The organism is Chitinilyticum piscinae (genome assembly GCF_015223195.1).
Classification (GTDB): Bacteria; Pseudomonadota; Gammaproteobacteria; order Burkholderiales; family Chitinibacteraceae; genus Chitinilyticum; species Chitinilyticum piscinae.
This window is the reverse complement of the sequence record NZ_JADFUA010000004.1, coordinates 268,152-282,742: the sequence shown is the minus strand read 5'-3', so window position 1 is coordinate 282,742 and position 14,591 is coordinate 268,152. Positions and strand designations below refer to the sequence as shown.

General features: G+C 60.7%; 20 protein-coding genes and 1 pseudogene. 12 read left to right on the top strand and 9 right to left on the bottom strand.

Features of this window, described 5'->3' with window-relative positions; all coding sequences use genetic code 11:
* Positions 1–11 precede the first annotated feature (11 nt).
* Entirely contained in the window at positions 12–1,070 is a 1,059-nt protein-coding gene (locus INR99_RS09245; RefSeq protein ID WP_194116055.1) for a hypothetical protein, read from the top strand.
* Positions 1,071–1,166: 96 nt separating this feature from the next.
* Here INR99_RS09245 and INR99_RS09240 read toward each other — a convergent pair whose 3' ends face one another.
* On the bottom strand, positions 1,167–1,733 hold the full coding sequence (locus tag INR99_RS09240) for a sigma-70 family RNA polymerase sigma factor (protein ID WP_194116054.1): 567 nt from the start codon (positions 1,731–1,733) through the stop codon (positions 1,167–1,169).
* A 5-nt stretch (positions 1,734–1,738) separates the two neighbouring features.
* Positions 1,739–2,245: an ArsI/CadI family heavy metal resistance metalloenzyme gene (locus INR99_RS09235; RefSeq protein ID WP_194116053.1), complete on the bottom strand. Its 507-nt coding sequence runs from the start codon at positions 2,243–2,245 to the stop codon at positions 1,739–1,741.
* A 277-nt stretch (positions 2,246–2,522) separates the two neighbouring features.
* On the opposite strand from INR99_RS09235, the gene INR99_RS09230 reads away from it, so the two are divergent.
* The 5 genes from INR99_RS09230 (at position 2,523) to bufB (INR99_RS09210) (ending at position 6,644) form a co-directional block, all read left to right on the top strand.
* Positions 2,523–4,145, top strand: a complete 1,623-nt coding sequence (locus INR99_RS09230) for a 2Fe-2S iron-sulfur cluster-binding protein (protein WP_194116052.1) — start codon at positions 2,523–2,525, stop codon at positions 4,143–4,145.
* A gap of 33 nt (positions 4,146–4,178) precedes the next feature.
* Positions 4,179–4,796: a glutathione S-transferase family protein gene (locus INR99_RS09225; protein WP_194116051.1), complete on the top strand. Its 618-nt coding sequence runs from the start codon at positions 4,179–4,181 to the stop codon at positions 4,794–4,796.
* Positions 4,797–4,833: 37 nt separating this feature from the next.
* Entirely contained in the window at positions 4,834–5,304 is a 471-nt protein-coding gene (locus INR99_RS09220; RefSeq protein WP_194116050.1) for a nuclear transport factor 2 family protein, read from the top strand.
* A 106-nt stretch (positions 5,305–5,410) separates the two neighbouring features.
* Positions 5,411–5,653: a BufA1 family periplasmic bufferin-type metallophore gene (locus INR99_RS09215; protein WP_028451674.1), complete on the top strand. Its 243-nt coding sequence runs from the start codon at positions 5,411–5,413 to the stop codon at positions 5,651–5,653.
* A 64-nt stretch (positions 5,654–5,717) separates the two neighbouring features.
* Positions 5,718–6,644, top strand: coding sequence for an MNIO family bufferin maturase (bufB, locus tag INR99_RS09210; protein ID WP_194116049.1), 927 nt, complete (start codon positions 5,718–5,720; stop codon positions 6,642–6,644).
* Between the two features lie 47 nt (positions 6,645–6,691).
* Here the strand turns inward: bufB (INR99_RS09210) and INR99_RS09205 are convergent, their stop codons facing one another.
* The 6 genes and pseudogenes from INR99_RS09205 to INR99_RS09185 all read right to left on the bottom strand — a co-directional run bounded on the left by INR99_RS09205 (position 6,692) and on the right by INR99_RS09185 (position 10,206).
* Positions 6,692–6,970, bottom strand: coding sequence for a GlsB/YeaQ/YmgE family stress response membrane protein (locus tag INR99_RS09205; RefSeq protein WP_228098180.1), 279 nt, complete (start codon positions 6,968–6,970; stop codon positions 6,692–6,694).
* 194 nt (positions 6,971–7,164) lie between these two features.
* Positions 7,165–7,821, bottom strand: coding sequence for a hypothetical protein (locus tag INR99_RS09200; protein WP_194116047.1), 657 nt, complete (start codon positions 7,819–7,821; stop codon positions 7,165–7,167).
* Positions 7,822–7,932: 111 nt separating this feature from the next.
* Positions 7,933–8,325, bottom strand: a complete 393-nt coding sequence (locus INR99_RS09195; RefSeq protein WP_194116046.1) for a hypothetical protein — start codon at positions 8,323–8,325, stop codon at positions 7,933–7,935.
* Between the two features lie 365 nt (positions 8,326–8,690).
* Positions 8,691–9,146: a S24 family peptidase gene (locus tag INR99_RS17415; protein ID WP_308431469.1), complete on the bottom strand. Its 456-nt coding sequence runs from the start codon at positions 9,144–9,146 to the stop codon at positions 8,691–8,693.
* A gap of 24 nt (positions 9,147–9,170) precedes the next feature.
* A pseudogene (locus INR99_RS17910) lies at positions 9,171–9,347 on the bottom strand (helix-turn-helix domain-containing protein); the annotation flags it as partial.
* 181 nt (positions 9,348–9,528) lie between these two features.
* Positions 9,529–10,206 (bottom strand): hypothetical protein, encoded by a 678-nt coding sequence (locus INR99_RS09185; protein ID WP_194116043.1) that lies wholly within the window; start codon positions 10,204–10,206, stop codon positions 9,529–9,531.
* Between the two features lie 32 nt (positions 10,207–10,238).
* On the opposite strand from INR99_RS09185, the gene INR99_RS09180 reads away from it, so the two are divergent.
* The 6 genes from INR99_RS09180 to INR99_RS09155 all read left to right on the top strand — a co-directional run bounded on the left by INR99_RS09180 (position 10,239) and on the right by INR99_RS09155 (position 13,380).
* Entirely contained in the window at positions 10,239–10,481 is a 243-nt protein-coding gene (locus INR99_RS09180; protein ID WP_194116042.1) for a BufA1 family periplasmic bufferin-type metallophore, read from the top strand.
* 64 nt (positions 10,482–10,545) lie between these two features.
* Positions 10,546–11,391 (top strand): MNIO family bufferin maturase, encoded by an 846-nt coding sequence (bufB, locus tag INR99_RS09175; protein ID WP_194116041.1) that lies wholly within the window; start codon positions 10,546–10,548, stop codon positions 11,389–11,391.
* Complete coding sequence (locus INR99_RS09170) at positions 11,388–12,131, top strand: HvfC/BufC N-terminal domain-containing protein (RefSeq protein ID WP_194116040.1); 744 nt, start codon at positions 11,388–11,390, stop codon at positions 12,129–12,131. The genes bufB (INR99_RS09175) and INR99_RS09170 overlap by 4 nt, the downstream gene beginning before the upstream one ends.
* Complete coding sequence (locus INR99_RS09165; protein WP_194116038.1) at positions 12,128–12,622, top strand: DoxX family protein; 495 nt, start codon at positions 12,128–12,130, stop codon at positions 12,620–12,622. The genes INR99_RS09170 and INR99_RS09165 overlap by 4 nt, the downstream gene beginning before the upstream one ends.
* On the top strand, positions 12,591–13,157 hold the full coding sequence (locus INR99_RS09160) for a sigma-70 family RNA polymerase sigma factor (protein ID WP_194116037.1): 567 nt from the start codon (positions 12,591–12,593) through the stop codon (positions 13,155–13,157). Before INR99_RS09165 ends, INR99_RS09160 begins: the two co-directional genes overlap by 32 nt.
* Entirely contained in the window at positions 13,141–13,380 is a 240-nt protein-coding gene (locus INR99_RS09155) for a hypothetical protein (protein WP_194116036.1), read from the top strand. Before INR99_RS09160 ends, INR99_RS09155 begins: the two co-directional genes overlap by 17 nt.
* A gap of 65 nt (positions 13,381–13,445) precedes the next feature.
* Here the strand turns inward: INR99_RS09155 and INR99_RS09150 are convergent, their stop codons facing one another.
* Positions 13,446–14,573, bottom strand: coding sequence for a response regulator (locus INR99_RS09150; protein ID WP_194116035.1), 1,128 nt, complete (start codon positions 14,571–14,573; stop codon positions 13,446–13,448).
* Between the last annotated feature and the right edge of the window lie 18 nt (positions 14,574–14,591).

Below are 14,591 nucleotides of genomic sequence, written 5' to 3'. Positions count from 1 at the left end.
GATTAGCAGCCATGAGCATCCATGCCCTTCCTGCCCGTTTCCTCAGCCCCGGCGAAACCAGCATGCCACACGCGCCCGTCGTCGAACTGGACAATGGCGAGCAGTGCATTCCACAACACTACCTGCGCTACCGGCACATGCTGGCCAGCATCAGCCAGCTGGCCGGGCAGGTCGAATTTGATGCGCATACGCTGCTGTTTGCCGGCGAAGATCACGGCGGCATGTATGTGCAGGCCGGGCTGATCGGCCGCGAAAACTACGACCGCAGCAACGCGCTGCGCGCGCGCAAGCTGGTGTATGGCCGCAAGTGGCGGATCGACGCCGACACGCCGACTTCCGAAATCATCCAGACACTGTATCTGGCGATCAAGAAGGCACGCGAGCACGAAGTGCGCGAGTTGCTGACGCTGCGCGCGGCCGATGGCAAGACCAGCGCCGTGTTCAGCCATCATCACGATCTGCCGCTGCTGGCGCGCCAGCGCGAGCGTCTGCACGTACAGCCAGCTGCCGTGAGCGATCCGGTTGATGCGCTGCGCGGCCAGCTCGCCGCCCTGCGTTTTGCCCAGCGCCCGATTGAACTGGTGCAGGCCGAGTTGCGTGCCAATGGCCAGTGGCTGATTGACCTGCGCCTGGGCGAGCCGCCGCTAGCACGCAAGCAGGAAGGGGACTTTGCCGAATACGACGGGCTGGCACTGACCCTGCTGCTGCCAGAAGGGCGCCTGCACGAGCTGCCGTATGCGCTGATGGATGCATTGGTCGCGCACAGCGACCGGCATGTGGACGAGCATTTTAGATTTCAGGGCTTTGCGCGCTTCAGCCGCAACAACGCGGTGCAGGCCATTGCCGCGCTGTCGCTGCAAACCCGACCGTATGCGCGCGACATGGCCGATGCCCGCTTTGAGCGTGTGTTTCGCGCCAGTAACTACGAGGTCGACGCCAGTCGTGCGCCGGTGCTGGGCGAGGGCGAACTGGGGCGCAAGAACCGCCAGCTACTCGACACGCAAACCGGCTTGCTGGGTCATATGCCGCGCGGCTACCGCGCCGAGGCTCTGCGGGATAAGACTGCATAGCAACTTCGCTAATGGCAATAGGTATGTGCTCTTTGGGCTTTCAATCAAAGGGCTCTGGCGATATACCTATGGGAACTGGGGAAAACTGCACCCAGCCTAGCGGCATGGGCCGCTACCGCAGCCTGGTGTTAGAGGGATGTAGTCGCTAACCAGGCCGGCAGACATTTCCACGCGGCAGCAAGCCAGCAGCTTCGCCTTGAGCAGGATACGTGCGCGGCTGGCGCGACTCTTGATCGCCGAGACTGACACCTGCTCTTGCTCGGCGAGGCTGCGCATCGTTGCTCCGCGAATGTCGGTGGCCAGCAACGTGTCGCGATAAAGCGGCGGCAGCTGGCCGACAAAGGCCAGCAGACATTGCGACAGCTCTGCATGCAGGCTGATGTCGTCCACATCGGGGTGTGCCATCTCGTCGTCGAGCTCCTGCATCGGGGTGCCGCGCGCACGGTAGTAGTCGCTAACTGTCGTGCGCGCAGCGGCGTACAACCAGCCAAGCAGATTGCCGATTTTCTGCCCCGATTGCTGCGCCTCCAGCGCCTTGACCAGCAGATCCTGCAGCAGATCTTCGGCCGAGGCCTCATCGGGAAGGCGCTTGCGTAAATAACTGCGCAGGCTCTGACGCAAGCGGATGGAAGCAAGGTCCAGGTCTGAATCGGGGCATTGCATATTTGTTATTCCTGTTGGCAGCAGGTTTGCGCGGTGTTAGCGCTAGATAATGGAACACAGCATGCCGACGGCACTGCCGCACAGCTTGGGTCGATCAGCGTGCTGCAGCAGGAGCCATCCGCATTGGCGCTGTCAGAGCCAAAGGTCGGGGTGTCGGACAGGGTCAGAAAATGTTCCCATGCCAGCCCTTGCGGATCGAGGACCCAGTGTTTCTCGCTGCGGGCGTAGCAACAAGTGGTCTCGCCCTGCTGCAAGGCGGTATTGCTGGATGCCGCATCCGCAAACCCCTGCAATTCAGCCAGCTCGGCTGCCGTATCGGCTTGCATGCCGAAGTGATTGACGCCCGCGGCATGGCCGCGTGCCGAGATGGCGAAATTGACACGCGGATCATCGAGCATCCACTTGGCGTAATCTGGCTGCACTTTGACCGGCGATTCGCCAAACAGTTTGCTGTAGAAATCGATGCTGCGGGTCAGATCGGTGACCGCGATGTGAACGTGAAAGCGCTTCATGGTGTACCCCTGTTAAGTCGAGAATGGCATGCCGGTAGCGGCATTGCATCTGTAAAGACGATGGGGGAACAAAAAGGTCGCAAGTTTTTTGCTTGCCCACTACCGACTTTCCCCGTTAGTCGCACACTGTGTGGCTAAGGGCGACGTGATTGTTTCGAAGCGCGCAACAATCAATTGACCAGCATGGCGATTCTGTTTGTTCGCTGCCGGGTGCACACTGGCGGCAGTTCAATGCTGGTGCTGCCTGTTGCGGTACCGGATTTGCAGGAGACATGCCATGCCGCGCGCCTTTGCCGCCATTACCTTTACCGACAGCGTCAAGGCTGCGCAGTCGCGATACCACAGCCGCGAGAGCAATCAGGGCTTTGAGTTGGCCGAAGACAGCCGCAGCGAAATCACGCCGCGCGAGGCCGAGTTCATCGCCGCGCGCGACAGCTTTTACATGGCGACGGTGAATGAAAATGGCTGGCCCTATGTGCAGCATCGCGGCGGGCCGGCCGGGTTTCTGAAGGTGCTGGACGAGCACACGCTGGGCTTTGCCGATTTTCGCGGCAATGTGCAGTACCTGTCGGTCGGCAATCTGAATGCCAATGACAAGATTTCCATCATCCTGATGGATTACCCCAACCGCCGCCGGCTGAAAATCTGGGGGCGGGTGCGCATCGTGCACGAGATTGATGATCCGGCACTGATTGCGGCACTGGAAAGCCCGGCCTACCGCGCGCGCATCGAGCGGGCGATGGTGATCACCGTCGAGGCCTGGGACTGGAACTGCCCGCAGCACATTACGCCGCGCTACACCGACACCGACATCGAGCAACTGATGGCGCCGCTGCAGGCCGAGCTGGCTGACTTGCGCGCACGCTCCGCCGCGCCGGTGGCCATGCCTGCCACGCCGGACGCGCTGGGCGAGGGCGAACTGGCGCTGGTGATCAGCGGCATCCGCCAGCTCACCCCGCGCGTGCGCGCCATCGAATTGCGCCACCCCGACGGGCTGGATCTGCCGGCGGTGAGTGCCGGCGCGCATCTGAAAGTGCCGGTGCGGCTGGCCGATGGCCAGCCGGCGCTGCGGCATTATTCGATTGCGTCCAACCCGGCACGGCGCGACATCTATGAAATTGCCGTGCTGCGCCATGACGACGGCGAGGGCGGCTCGCGCTTTGTGCACGAGCACTATCGGTTGGGGATGACATTGAACTGCGCACTGCCGCAGAACGATTTCGCCCTGGCAGACAGTGACGCAGATCGTGAAGCACACAGTGGGGCGGGCAGGGCGCCGGTGCTGCTGATCGCCGGCGGCATCGGCATCACGCCGCTGAAGGCGATGGCGCAGACGCTGAAGGCGCGTGGCCAGAACTTTGAATTGCATTACGCCGCACGCAACCGCCGCGAAATGGCCTACGGCGACCGCCTGCGCCGCGAGCTGGGCGAGCAGCTGCACTGCTATTTCAGCGAAGAAGGGCAAAGGCTGGATCTGGCCGAGCTGCTGGCCGCCAGGCAGGATACACCGGGTGTGTATGTGTGCGGACCCAATGGCTTGATTGACGCGGTACGCGATACTGCCGATCACATTGGCATCGATGCCGAACGCATCCACTCCGAGCGCTTTGCCGCACCGGCCGGTGGCGAAAACACGGCATTCGAAGTGGTGCTGCACCGTTCGCAGCGCATCATTCCGGTCGCCGCCGAGCAAAGCGTGCTGGCGGCGGTGCAGGCGGCCGGCGTCGATACCCTGTCCGATTGCGGCGTGGGCAATTGCGGCACCTGCGCGGTGAAGGTGCTGGCCGGCGAGGTCGAGCATCGCGACAACGCGCTGAACCGCAACGAACGCGAACGCGCCGGGCTGATGTGCATCTGTGTGTCGCGCGCCCGCTCACCGCGGCTGGAGCTGGATCTGTAAACGGAAATGGCCCGCCGGGCCGGGAGAACAACGATGATCAAACTGTATGAATTTGCACTATCGGGCAATTGCCACAAGGTGCGCCTGCTGCTGTCACTGCTGGGCCTGTCCTATAAAAGCATCGCGGTGAACGGCGCAGCGAAGGAACACAAGTCGGCGGAATTCCTCGCGCTGAACCCGCTGGGGCAGGTGCCGGTGTTGGTCGATGGCGACGTGGTAATTCGCGACAGCCAGGCGATTCTGGTCTATCTGGCGCGCCGCTACGGCGGGACGAATAGCCACTGGCTGCCCGACGAACCGGCGGCGCTGGCCGAAGTGGTGGCCTGGCTGGCTACCGCCGCCAATGAGGTCACGCGCGGGCCCAATGCGCTGCGCCTGCTGCACAAATGGGGCCGCCCGGTGCCGCAGGCCGACGCCGAGGCAATCACCGCGCAGCTGCTGGCGGTGCTGGAAACCCGGCTGAGCCGCGCGGACTGGCTGGCGGGCGCGGCGATCAGCATTGCCGACATCGCGCTCTATCCCTACCTCGCACTCAGCCCCGAAGGGCAGGTGGTGCTCACGGATTACCCGGCCGTATGCCGCTGGCTGGCGCGCATCGAGGCGCTGGATGGTTATGTGGGTATGCCGGGGATTGAGTCGCAGCCCGTTTGAGTTCGCTGAGCATTCCATCTTCAATCAGGAGTAGTGCATGAACACCCCACGTCCCCCCTTGCCGCCATTCACCCCGGAAACCGCCGCGCAAAAGGTGCGCATGGCCGAAGACGGCTGGAACTCACGCGATCCGCAGCGCGTCGCGCTGGCGTATACCGAGGACAGCGTCTGGCGCAACCGTCACGAATTCCCGCGCGGTCGTGCCGAGATTGTCGAATTTCTCAGCCGCAAATGGCAGCGCGAACAGGAATACCGCCTGATCAAGGAATTATGGGCCTGCGATGGCAACCGTATCGCAGTGCGTTTTGCCTACGAGTGGCACGATGCCAGCGGGCAGTGGTTTCGTTCCTACGGCAATGAAAACTGGGAATTCGATGCGCAGGGGCTGATGGCGCGGCGCTTTGCCAGCATCAACGACTTGCCGATCAGTGCGGACGAGCGCCTGTTTCACTGGCCGCAAGGCCGTCGTCCCGACGAGCATCCGGGGCTGAGCGAACTGGGGCTGTAGCGCGTCGTCGCCAATTTTCTTCAGTACGGTGTCAGAAGCCAGGCCTGCGTGCGACCAAGCATCAGAGGACTCATCCTCGACACTACTTAACGAACTGGAGAACACCATGAACAAGACTGCCCTGCTGACCGTTGCCCTGGCTTCCGTACTGGCTGCCGGTGTGAGCACCACCGCTGCCGCTGCCGAGAAGGAAAAATGTTTCGGCGTGGCCAAGGCCGGCCAGAACGATTGCAAGGCCAATGGCCATGCCTGCGCTGGTCAGGCCAGCAAGGATATGGATCCCAAGGAATGGAAGTACGTTCCGGCCGGCACCTGTGTCGAGATGAAGGGCACGCTCAAGGCAATGTAATCAGGGTATGGGCCTGTAGATATCTTTAATCGAGACCTATGGGCCTATCCGTATTGGGGTATGTATGAAACTGAGCCAATTGCCTGTTTCGACCGGACTTGGACTGCGCGCGCCGCATGTCGAGGCCGTGCTGGCCAGCCGCCCGGATGTGGCGTGGTGGGAAGTCCACAGTGAAAACTACTTTGGCGGTGGCGCGCCGCTGGCGAGCCTGCTGGTCATCCGCCGCGATTACCCGCTCAGCCTGCATGGCGTGGGTTTGGGACTGGGGCGTTTGGGCGAGCTGGATCAGCGGCATCTGGTGCAATTGCGCGAGCTGGTGCAGCGTGTAGAGCCGGCCGCAGTATCCGAGCATCTGGCGTGGAATCAGCATGCCGGCCGCTATTACAACGACCTGCTGCCGGTGCCGCGCGTCGACGGGGTGATTGCGCATCTGGCCAGCCGCATTGCGCAGGTGCAGGACGCGCTGCAGCGCCCGCTGCTGATCGAGAACGTCTCGGCCTATGTGGGTTTTGCCGACGAGGTGATCGGCGAGGGTGAGCTGATGGCCGAGCTGCACCGGCGCACCGGCTGCGGCCTGCTGGTCGATCTGAACAATTTTCATGTCAACGCGCTCAATCTGGGCGTTGACCCGCTGGCCGAGATCGCCGCGCTGCCGGCGGCAGCCGTGGCGGAAATCCACGTCGCCGGCTTCGAGTATTTCGACGGCACGGCGGTGGATACGCACGGCGCGGCCGTTTCGGCCGAGGTGCTGGCGCTGCTGGATGCGGCGCTGCGCCAATGGGGGCTACGGCCGGTGCTGCTGGAACGCGACAGCAATCTGGGAGAGTTTGCCGAATTGCATCAGGAGTATCTGCAGCTGGCCCTTCATGTGAAAAGGCTTGAGAGCAATACCCTGACGGCAATGCCGACCAGCAAGCCGGGCTGGACGACCTGCAAAATGTCAATCAGCCCTCCTGCTGCAAGTGCTGTTGCTGTGTCCATCTTCACTTAACCCTTCACATTTTGCTTCGATTGATTGGCTACCTGGTCAACCGGTGCTCAGGTTCGAGCCCGGATTACGCGGACTAGCAGCAGTAACAGCATGGCGCCAAGGATCGCTCCGATGATGCTGGATGCCAGCCCGGTCATGCCGATGCTGGAAAAGAGCAGGTGACCGACCCAGCTTCCTGCGATACCGAGCAGACTGGTTACTATCCAGCCACCGGGGTCCTTGCCCGGCAAGAGCAATTTCGCCAGAACGCCAACAAACAAACCGAATACCACGACGATCAGCAAGCCAATCAGGCCACCTTCGATCGTTCCGATCATGTTTTCCATGTTTCACCTCATTTCTTGATTATCAATGTATGCATATCGCTCAATATCCTTTTCGCCATTGCTGTGGCGTGTTCCCAATCGGGAGCCACATGCTGCTGAAAAGCGGGAGGGAATATGCGAAGCCCATATTGGGCGGTCTACAGATGCCGTTATGCCGATTTCATATCGGTGACTACCGATAGACCGCCTCTGGTTCAGGAGCAGGCCGAATTGGAAACAACGTTCACTTCGTCATATCGGCCCTGGCGTGTCGTAACCTGCACGCATTCGCGTGCCGACGGGTTCCACCAGGTGGTGTAGCTGCGATGCCAGCCCTTCTCGCCATCAATGGCATGGAAACCGCGTGAGTGCAGCTCGCTTTCGCCATACGAAGCACGAATACCTTGCAGGTCGGCAACATCGACGTAATTGCTAGTGCGGCCATTATCATCATTGTTATCGTTGTCATGCTTGTGACGATTGTGATGAATCAGCGCCGCCAATCCGGCCGCAGCGGCAACACCGACGCCAACCGCCAGCGCTGTATTGGTGCCATTGTTTCCCGACTCCTGGCTTACGTATTTGGTGCAGTCGGAGCTCGGTGAATTGGTCAGGGATTGATAGGTATAGCCAACCTGATGCGCAGAGATGCAATCCTGGCTGCTGGCATTCCACCAGTAATCCCATTTGTTGTCGCCCGACGTTTCATAATGGACCTGGCTATAGCCGGCTTGCTCCAGCTGGGTCGATGCCTGCCGGTTATCCCGTCCTGCCAGATAACTGAAATCGCGGGCACTGGCAGTGGCAATCATCAGCGGATTGACCAGCAAGAATGCGATAAGAGTGCTTGAGACAATAACATTCGTTTTCATGATGTGCTCCTTATTGATTTGAATGCCTTATGAAATGGCCTGCTAGTTTCTCGAGTAATCGTCAGTTTTTATGTTTTTTGGCTATCTTTAAATTTGATGTTCTATCGCTGATCAGGCATGACAAAGTGTGCTGAGATTGTGGCCAGAAGCCGGATTCATCGGTGTGCCATTGATTCGGTTCACGATATGCACCCTCTCGGGATCGCTGCTTAAGTAATATGCTCCCACCCCTTCGATCCAGTGTGCTTCATGGTTGTCGCAATCAACTTCATATCGGCCGATTGTAATGAAGCGTTTTCCGTTAAATTCACGAGTGACAGCCCAGTCTTCAACAACTACGCCGCGCTGGGTTACGTCGATCAGTCGTACAAATTCCTTGTCGCTGATCTGCCGCATATCGCGCTCAATCTTGCGGGTATTGAATTCCTGGCCCGGGTAATACGACATGGCCGATGCGGCGAGAGAAACCAGGCCAAAAGCGGCACCGATATGCAGCCTGTTCATGTTTGCGTCCTTTATGTTTACCGTGTTGACATGTGCATACTATGCCTTGTCGCAATGCATATCAATGCGTAAACGCATTTTTATGGGCGTAAAAAATGCACATCAATGCAAATGATGTGCCGCTCATGCCGGAGCAAAGCGTGCAGGCTATGCGGCAGCAGAGCAGGAGGGAGGGCGCTGATTTGGATTGCGCGAATGCGCTCTTGTCTGGCCTAGGTTGGGTGATCAGTCAGGCCCGACCAGCCCGTCAGACTGCCGCAAGCACAGAAATCACGGCAGTTTGTGGTGGCCAGATGATGAAAAACTTGCCAGTTAGATTGTTGTGTGGGGTGTAAGCGTGCCTGCCTCTATTTGAAAGGCTGCGCCTACATACCCTGGATATTCACTGAAGTTTCAGCCAGCATGCCGCCGCGCCAGAATATGTGCCCAATCACCTGCAGGCTGGCATTTACGGGCAGCTGGATAGGAAAATAGCTGCTTTGATCCTGATTGTCGGGTTGAAGGCTGATGAACTCCGCACCCAGAACTACCCGCCGTATCACAATCGCATCATCCAGCAGGACGGCAAAAATCTGGCCTGACAGCAACTCGGTGCGCGATGTGTCGATCAGGACGATGTCACCCTTGCCGATGGTGGGGGCCATGGAGTTGTGCGGCGCCATGGCCGCCATAAGCTGGTTCGCGCTGACGCTGGCCATGTTCAGTATTGCCCTGTCCACTGCAACACCAGTTGCAGCAAAGTGCGGTTTGCTATCGACCACGCCACTGATGAGAGGAGCATGAACAACAAGCGGCATGTTGCTTGCCGTGGCGGCAGACACGGCGGGGCCGGCTTCGAATTCTGCCGGCGTCAAGCCAAGTGCCGAAATCAGTTTCCGCAAGGTTTCGGTACGTGGCGAGGCCGTATCACCGGACAGGATGCGCTGGATTGTGGGCTGCGGAACGCCGGCTTGCTGCCCAAGCTGCCCTTGGGTAAGGCCATGGTGACGCATCCATTGCTGCAGGCGGGTTCTGGTATCCATTTACGTATTGCCAGTGATCAGTTATTTGCATTTTAATGCATTGATGATACTTGTGGCGTGCCGTTTGCGCACCTGTCCATGTTGCGCCATAGACTTCGTCTTCCGCTTGCGGGGCCACCGCACGGCTGTGGTGGATTGCTACGTGACCGGCCCGGCCGAATTGTTCTCCTTGGCTGCCTGATTACAGGCCCGTGTTGATTACCACCACCCTGGCCTGTTTCCCGCGCAGTTCTGCCCACCCCACACCGTCGCCAAACATGGCCTGGCCATTGCGGCAGAAGACGGCAGCGGGCTCGGCCTTGCCGATCGCTGCGATGACCGGCCCCGTGAAAACCTGCGCAAAATTCTTGCGCAGCGCAGCATCGTCGCGCACGCTGCGGACCTTGCCGCCGTTCACGCGCAAGGGGTAGGCAATCGTCGCGGCCAGTGCATCCTGCTTGCTCTGGCGTGCCGCATCACGCAGCACGGTAAAGAGGCTCAGATAGGCTGCGAAGCTGCCGGCATCACAGACGGATTCACCGGCAAGCTGGCCTTGCGCATCCAGCAGGGTGACCTGATCGCCCTGCGGGCCCGTTTTGACGATGGTTTTGCCGCTGCTGTAGCTGATGGTTCCGGTGCTGTATTGGCGGCCAGCGCCGGCGTGGCAAGCAAGGCGCTCGCGAAGAGCAGTGTGAAGCGCAGCCCGATGCTGCGGGCGGTGGCTGGAAAATGTCTGCTCATAGTGATCTCCTGTGCGGGTGTCGGGTGCTGGATCGCATCGCCAGTGCAGTATTCGCTGGGAATGCCGGTTTGGCAGATTTTCTTGCGAGTGGACTGTAAGAAGTTTTCGCTTTGCCCGACCAAGCATCAGAGGACTCATCCTCGACACTACTTAACGAACTGGAGAACACCATGAACAAGACTGCCCTGCTGGCCGTTGCCCTGGCTTCCGTACTGGCTGCCGGTGTGAGCACCACCGCTGCCGCTGCCGAGAAGGAAAAATGTTTCGGCGTGGCCAAGGCCGGCCAGAACGATTGCAAGGCCAATGGCCATGCCTGCGCCGGTCAGGCCAGCAAGGATATGGATCCCAAGGAATGGAAGTACGTTCCGGCTGGCACCTGTGTCGAGATGAAGGGCACGCTCAAGGCAATGTAATCAGGGTATGGGCCTGTAGGTATCTTTAATCGAGACCTATGGGCCTATCCGTATTGGGGTATGTATGAAACTGAGCCAATTGCCTGTTTCGACCGGACTTGGACTGCGCGCGCCGCATGTCGAGGCCGTGCTGGCCAGCCGCCCGGATGTGGCGTGGTGGGAAGTCCACAGTGAAAACTACTTTGGCGGTGGCGCGCCGCTGGCGAGCCTGCTGGCCATCCGCCGCGATTACCCGCTCAGCCTGCATGGCGTGGGTTTGGGGCTGGGGCGGCTGGGCGAGCTGGATGCGCGGCATCTGGCGCAATTGCGCGAACTGGTGCAGCGCGTGGAGCCGGCGGCGGTATCCGAGCATCTGGCGTGGAACCAGCACGCCGGCCGCTATTACAACGACCTGCTGCCGGTGCCGCGCGTCGATGGCGTGATTGCGCATCTGGCCGGCCGCATTGCGCAGGTGCAGGACCTGCTGCAGCGCCCGCTGCTGATCGAGAACGTGTCGGCCTATGTGGGTTTTGCCGGCGAGGTGATCGGCGAGGGCGAGCTGATGGCCGAGCTGCACCGGCGTACCGGTTGCGGCCTGCTGGTCGATCTGAACAATTTTCATGTCAACGCGCTCAATCTCGGCGTTGACCCGCTGGCCGAGGTCGCCGCGCTGCCGGCGGCAGCCGTGGCGGAAATCCACGTCGCCGGTTTCGAGTATTTCGACGGCACGGCGGTCGATACGCACGGCGCGGCCGTCTCGGCCGAGGTGCTGGCGCTGCTGGATGCGGCGCTGCGCCAATGGGGGCCACAGCCGGTGCTGCTGGAGCGCGACAGCAATCTGGGCGAGTTTGCCGAGTTGTATCAGGAGTATCTGCAGCTAGCCCTTCATGTGCGAAGGCTTGAGGGCAATACCCTGGAGGTAACGGCATGAGCTACGCCACAGCCATCACGGCCTTTGCCGCACTGCTGGATGACGAGAGCGCCGTGCCCGCTGGCCTGCTGCACGCGGAACGCATGCGCCATTACCGCGCCAACTGCCGCATAAATCGCGTGGCGGCGCTGGGCAATACCTTTGCCACGGTAGAGGCGCTGGTGGGCGCGGATTTCTTTGCGGCGATGGCGCGAGTTTATGTCGATGCCACGCCGGCCACGTCGGCCAATCTGCACGCGCTGGGCGCGGATTTTCCCGATTTCATCGCCGGCTTTGCCCCGGCAAGTGACTTGCTCTATCTGGCCGACGTGGCGCGGCTGGACTGGTCGTGCTGGCTGGGTTTTCTGGCTGACGATGCCGAAGCCGAACCGCCTGCCGCGCTGGCCGGTTTCGCCCCTGACACACTGGAATCGCTGACGCTCACGCTGCACCCGGCGCTGCAACTGGCGCAATCCGCGCACTGGCCGCTTGCCGACCTGCTGGCGATGCATCAGGGCGGCGCGACGGCGGACATCAACGCTGGCGGGCAGGCACTGCTGGTGTTGCGCGCCGACTGGCAACAGATTGCGCCGGCGCGTTTTGCCATGTATCTGGCGCTGCAGCAAGGCGCGCCGGTGCTGGCCGCACTGGAGGCCGCGCTGGCCGTGGATGACAGCGCGCCGGTGGGCGAGTGGCTCGGCTGGCTGTTTGCCAGCGGCGCGGTGATCGCCATTACGGAAGCAAACGGAGAACAAGCATGAAGCTGATGAACAGGGTGGTGGCGGCCTATCGCCAGTTCGAACGCGGCATGGAGCTGCTGCAGCCGCTGGCCGCGCTGCTGGCACGGCTGTATGTGGCCAAGGTGTTTTTCCTCTCCGGGCTGACCAAGCTGCGCGACTGGGATACCACGATCATGCTGTTTACTGAGGAATATCATGTGCCACTGCTGCCGCCCGACGTCGCCGCCGTAATGGGTACGGCGGGGGAAATCGTGCTGCCGGTGCTGCTGGTGCTGGGCTGGCCGGGGCGCTTCGCGGCGGCCGGGCTGTTTGTGGTGAATGCGGTGGCTGCCGTCTCCTACCCGGCACTGGAAGTGCTGGAATTGAAAGATCACTACCTGTGGGCCGTGTTGCTGGGCTATCTTGTGCTGCATGGGGTTGGCAGTTGGTCGCTGGAAGGCTGGCTACGCTGCCGTGCCCGCACAAACTACAAGGAACAGAATGAGCAAGCCCGCACTGCAGTGGCTGGATGAGCATGGCGATATGCTGTACGCCTTCGCACTGCGCCGCCTGCGTGATCCGCATCTGGCAGAAGAAGCCGTGCAGAACACGCTGCTGGCCGCGCTGGAAGGGGCCGACCGTTTTGCCGGCCAGTCCAGCGTTCGCACCTGGCTCACCGGCATCCTGAAATTCAAGATCATCGACGTGCTGCGTGAGCAGCAGCACTGGCAGCTGGCACCGCTTGATGCCGAGCTGGCACACAGCGTGGGCGATGACGATCTGTTTGCCGAGGATGGGCACTGGGCGAATGCGCCGGTGGACTGGCGCGATCCGTCGCGCGAGCTGGACAACAAGCAGCTGCGGGCGCTGATTGATGCCTGCATCGCCAGATTGCCGCGGCGGATGGCGCAGCTTTTCTGGCTGCGCGAGCTCAATGACGAGCCGGCTGGCGCAGTTTGCGAGAATCTGGGTATCAGCAGTGCGAACATGTATCAGTTGCTGTTCCGTGCGCGGCAAACGCTGCGGGTATGTCTGACGGAGGGAGGTCGTGATGCTGAGCTGTCGTGAGGTGACCCGTGATCTGACACTGGAGGCGGAACTGCCGCTTGGCCGCTATCGTCGCTTGCAGATCGGCTTGCACATGCTGATTTGCCGCCATTGCCGCCGGCACAAGGCGCAGCTGGAACAGTTGCGGCACGTGCTGCAAACGGTAAACACCCTTGAAGCAGAGGGCATCGCAGCCATGCCTGCCGAGGCCAAGGCACGGATCAGGAACAGGCTGCCGTCCTAGCTGGCTGCCACTGGCAGCCTGCTAAGTCGGTTGTGCGACATGTACTGCCACAGGCAGGAGGATGGCTAACTGCTGGCCTGCTTGAGTTCTTGCACCATATTGGTCAGCAGATCCTGAAAATGCGCTTCGGCGAGCTGGACGCTGGCAATTTCCTCGAAGCCTTCCCGAATGATCGATAGCAGGGCGAATTCCTGCTTTTCGCTCAACTCCAGCCCGACCAGGGACATTTCGACCCGGTGCAGGACTTCATTGAAGATTTCGGCACTGGTGGCGCGCCCCTGCCTTTGCAGCTGATCGATATTCTCCAGTGCGGTGGTCATGGATTGCACCGAATGGTTGATCACATTGCCCCGCTGCTGTGCCGTGATGGCGGCTTCGATGGCACTTAGCCGCACCTCCGCGGCTTCGATCAGCATGGCAAGATGATCGCGCAGCCGGCCGCAGCGATCCGGGTCGTATAGGGGCAGGTTGTGGATTACCGTGCGGACATTCGGATAGCAGATTGACAGGCGATTGCGGTACTGGGTGATCCGCTCCATCTCGGCCATGTGACGAATGACGGAAATTTCGAGCTCGCTGGCAGGCCCCTGCCGGTTGAGGGCAATGGTACCTTGCGGCAGCAGGACTTCGACGACGCATTCCAGATCGAACATCCCGATCGCCTGCAGGATGGCACGTGCCAGTGCCTCGGGGCTGTGGCTGTGGTTGAAGAGCTTCATGCCTTCGATCAGCAGCCCGGTTTCGCTCATGCTGGTCATGGCGACCATGGCGGTGCTGGTGGCGTATTGGGCCTGGTTTTTCAGCTGGCGGCGTTCATCCACCAGTTTGAGCACATGCCGGACTTTCGCTTGCAGCACTTTGGGATTGACCGGCTTGAGGATGAAGTCTTCCCCGCCGACTTCAAAGCCCTGCAGGCGGTTTTCCAGATCATCCAGCGCGGACAGAAACAGCACTGGCGTATCGCCAATGTCGAAATCATCATGAATCGCCTTGCACAGTGCATAGCCATCCATGCCGGGCATCAGTACGTCGGTAATGATCAACGCCGGAAGCAGCGAGCGGGCCTTGTCGAGCGCGGCATTGGCATTCTCACAGGTTACCACCCGGCAATCCTCGGCCAGGCTGTCCTGGATGAAGTCCAGCATGAAGGGGTCATCATCAACTACCAGTACCAGTGGTTTATCGTTGTCCATTGCAACACCAGTTTGTTT

Bases quoted from the DNA above. Each gene is read 5' to 3' on its own strand.
- INR99_RS09245 (WP_194116055.1), top strand. From the start codon at position 12: ATGAGCATCCATGCCCTTCCTGCCCGTTTCCTCAGCCCCGGCGAAACC.
- INR99_RS09240 (WP_194116054.1), bottom strand. From the start codon at position 1,733: ATGCAATGCCCCGATTCAGACCTGGACCTTGCTTCCATCCGCTTGCGT.
- INR99_RS09235 (WP_194116053.1), bottom strand. From the start codon at position 2,245: ATGAAGCGCTTTCACGTTCACATCGCGGTCACCGATCTGACCCGCAGC.
- INR99_RS09230 (WP_194116052.1), top strand. From the start codon at position 2,523: ATGCCGCGCGCCTTTGCCGCCATTACCTTTACCGACAGCGTCAAGGCT.
- INR99_RS09225 (WP_194116051.1), top strand. From the start codon at position 4,179: ATGATCAAACTGTATGAATTTGCACTATCGGGCAATTGCCACAAGGTG.
- INR99_RS09220 (WP_194116050.1), top strand. From the start codon at position 4,834: ATGAACACCCCACGTCCCCCCTTGCCGCCATTCACCCCGGAAACCGCC.
- INR99_RS09215 (WP_028451674.1), top strand. From the start codon at position 5,411: ATGAACAAGACTGCCCTGCTGACCGTTGCCCTGGCTTCCGTACTGGCT.
- bufB (WP_194116049.1), top strand. From the start codon at position 5,718: ATGAAACTGAGCCAATTGCCTGTTTCGACCGGACTTGGACTGCGCGCG.
- INR99_RS09205 (WP_228098180.1), bottom strand. From the start codon at position 6,970: ATGGAAAACATGATCGGAACGATCGAAGGTGGCCTGATTGGCTTGCTG.
- INR99_RS09200 (WP_194116047.1), bottom strand. From the start codon at position 7,821: ATGAAAACGAATGTTATTGTCTCAAGCACTCTTATCGCATTCTTGCTG.
- INR99_RS09195 (WP_194116046.1), bottom strand. From the start codon at position 8,325: ATGAACAGGCTGCATATCGGTGCCGCTTTTGGCCTGGTTTCTCTCGCC.
- INR99_RS09185 (WP_194116043.1), bottom strand. From the start codon at position 10,206: ATGAGTCCTCTGATGCTTGGTCGGGCAAAGCGAAAACTTCTTACAGTC.
- INR99_RS09180 (WP_194116042.1), top strand. From the start codon at position 10,239: ATGAACAAGACTGCCCTGCTGGCCGTTGCCCTGGCTTCCGTACTGGCT.
- bufB (WP_194116041.1), top strand. From the start codon at position 10,546: ATGAAACTGAGCCAATTGCCTGTTTCGACCGGACTTGGACTGCGCGCG.
- INR99_RS09170 (WP_194116040.1), top strand. From the start codon at position 11,388: ATGAGCTACGCCACAGCCATCACGGCCTTTGCCGCACTGCTGGATGAC.
- INR99_RS09165 (WP_194116038.1), top strand. From the start codon at position 12,128: ATGAAGCTGATGAACAGGGTGGTGGCGGCCTATCGCCAGTTCGAACGC.
- INR99_RS09160 (WP_194116037.1), top strand. From the start codon at position 12,591: ATGAGCAAGCCCGCACTGCAGTGGCTGGATGAGCATGGCGATATGCTG.
- INR99_RS09155 (WP_194116036.1), top strand. From the start codon at position 13,141: ATGCTGAGCTGTCGTGAGGTGACCCGTGATCTGACACTGGAGGCGGAA.
- INR99_RS09150 (WP_194116035.1), bottom strand. From the start codon at position 14,573: ATGGACAACGATAAACCACTGGTACTGGTAGTTGATGATGACCCCTTC.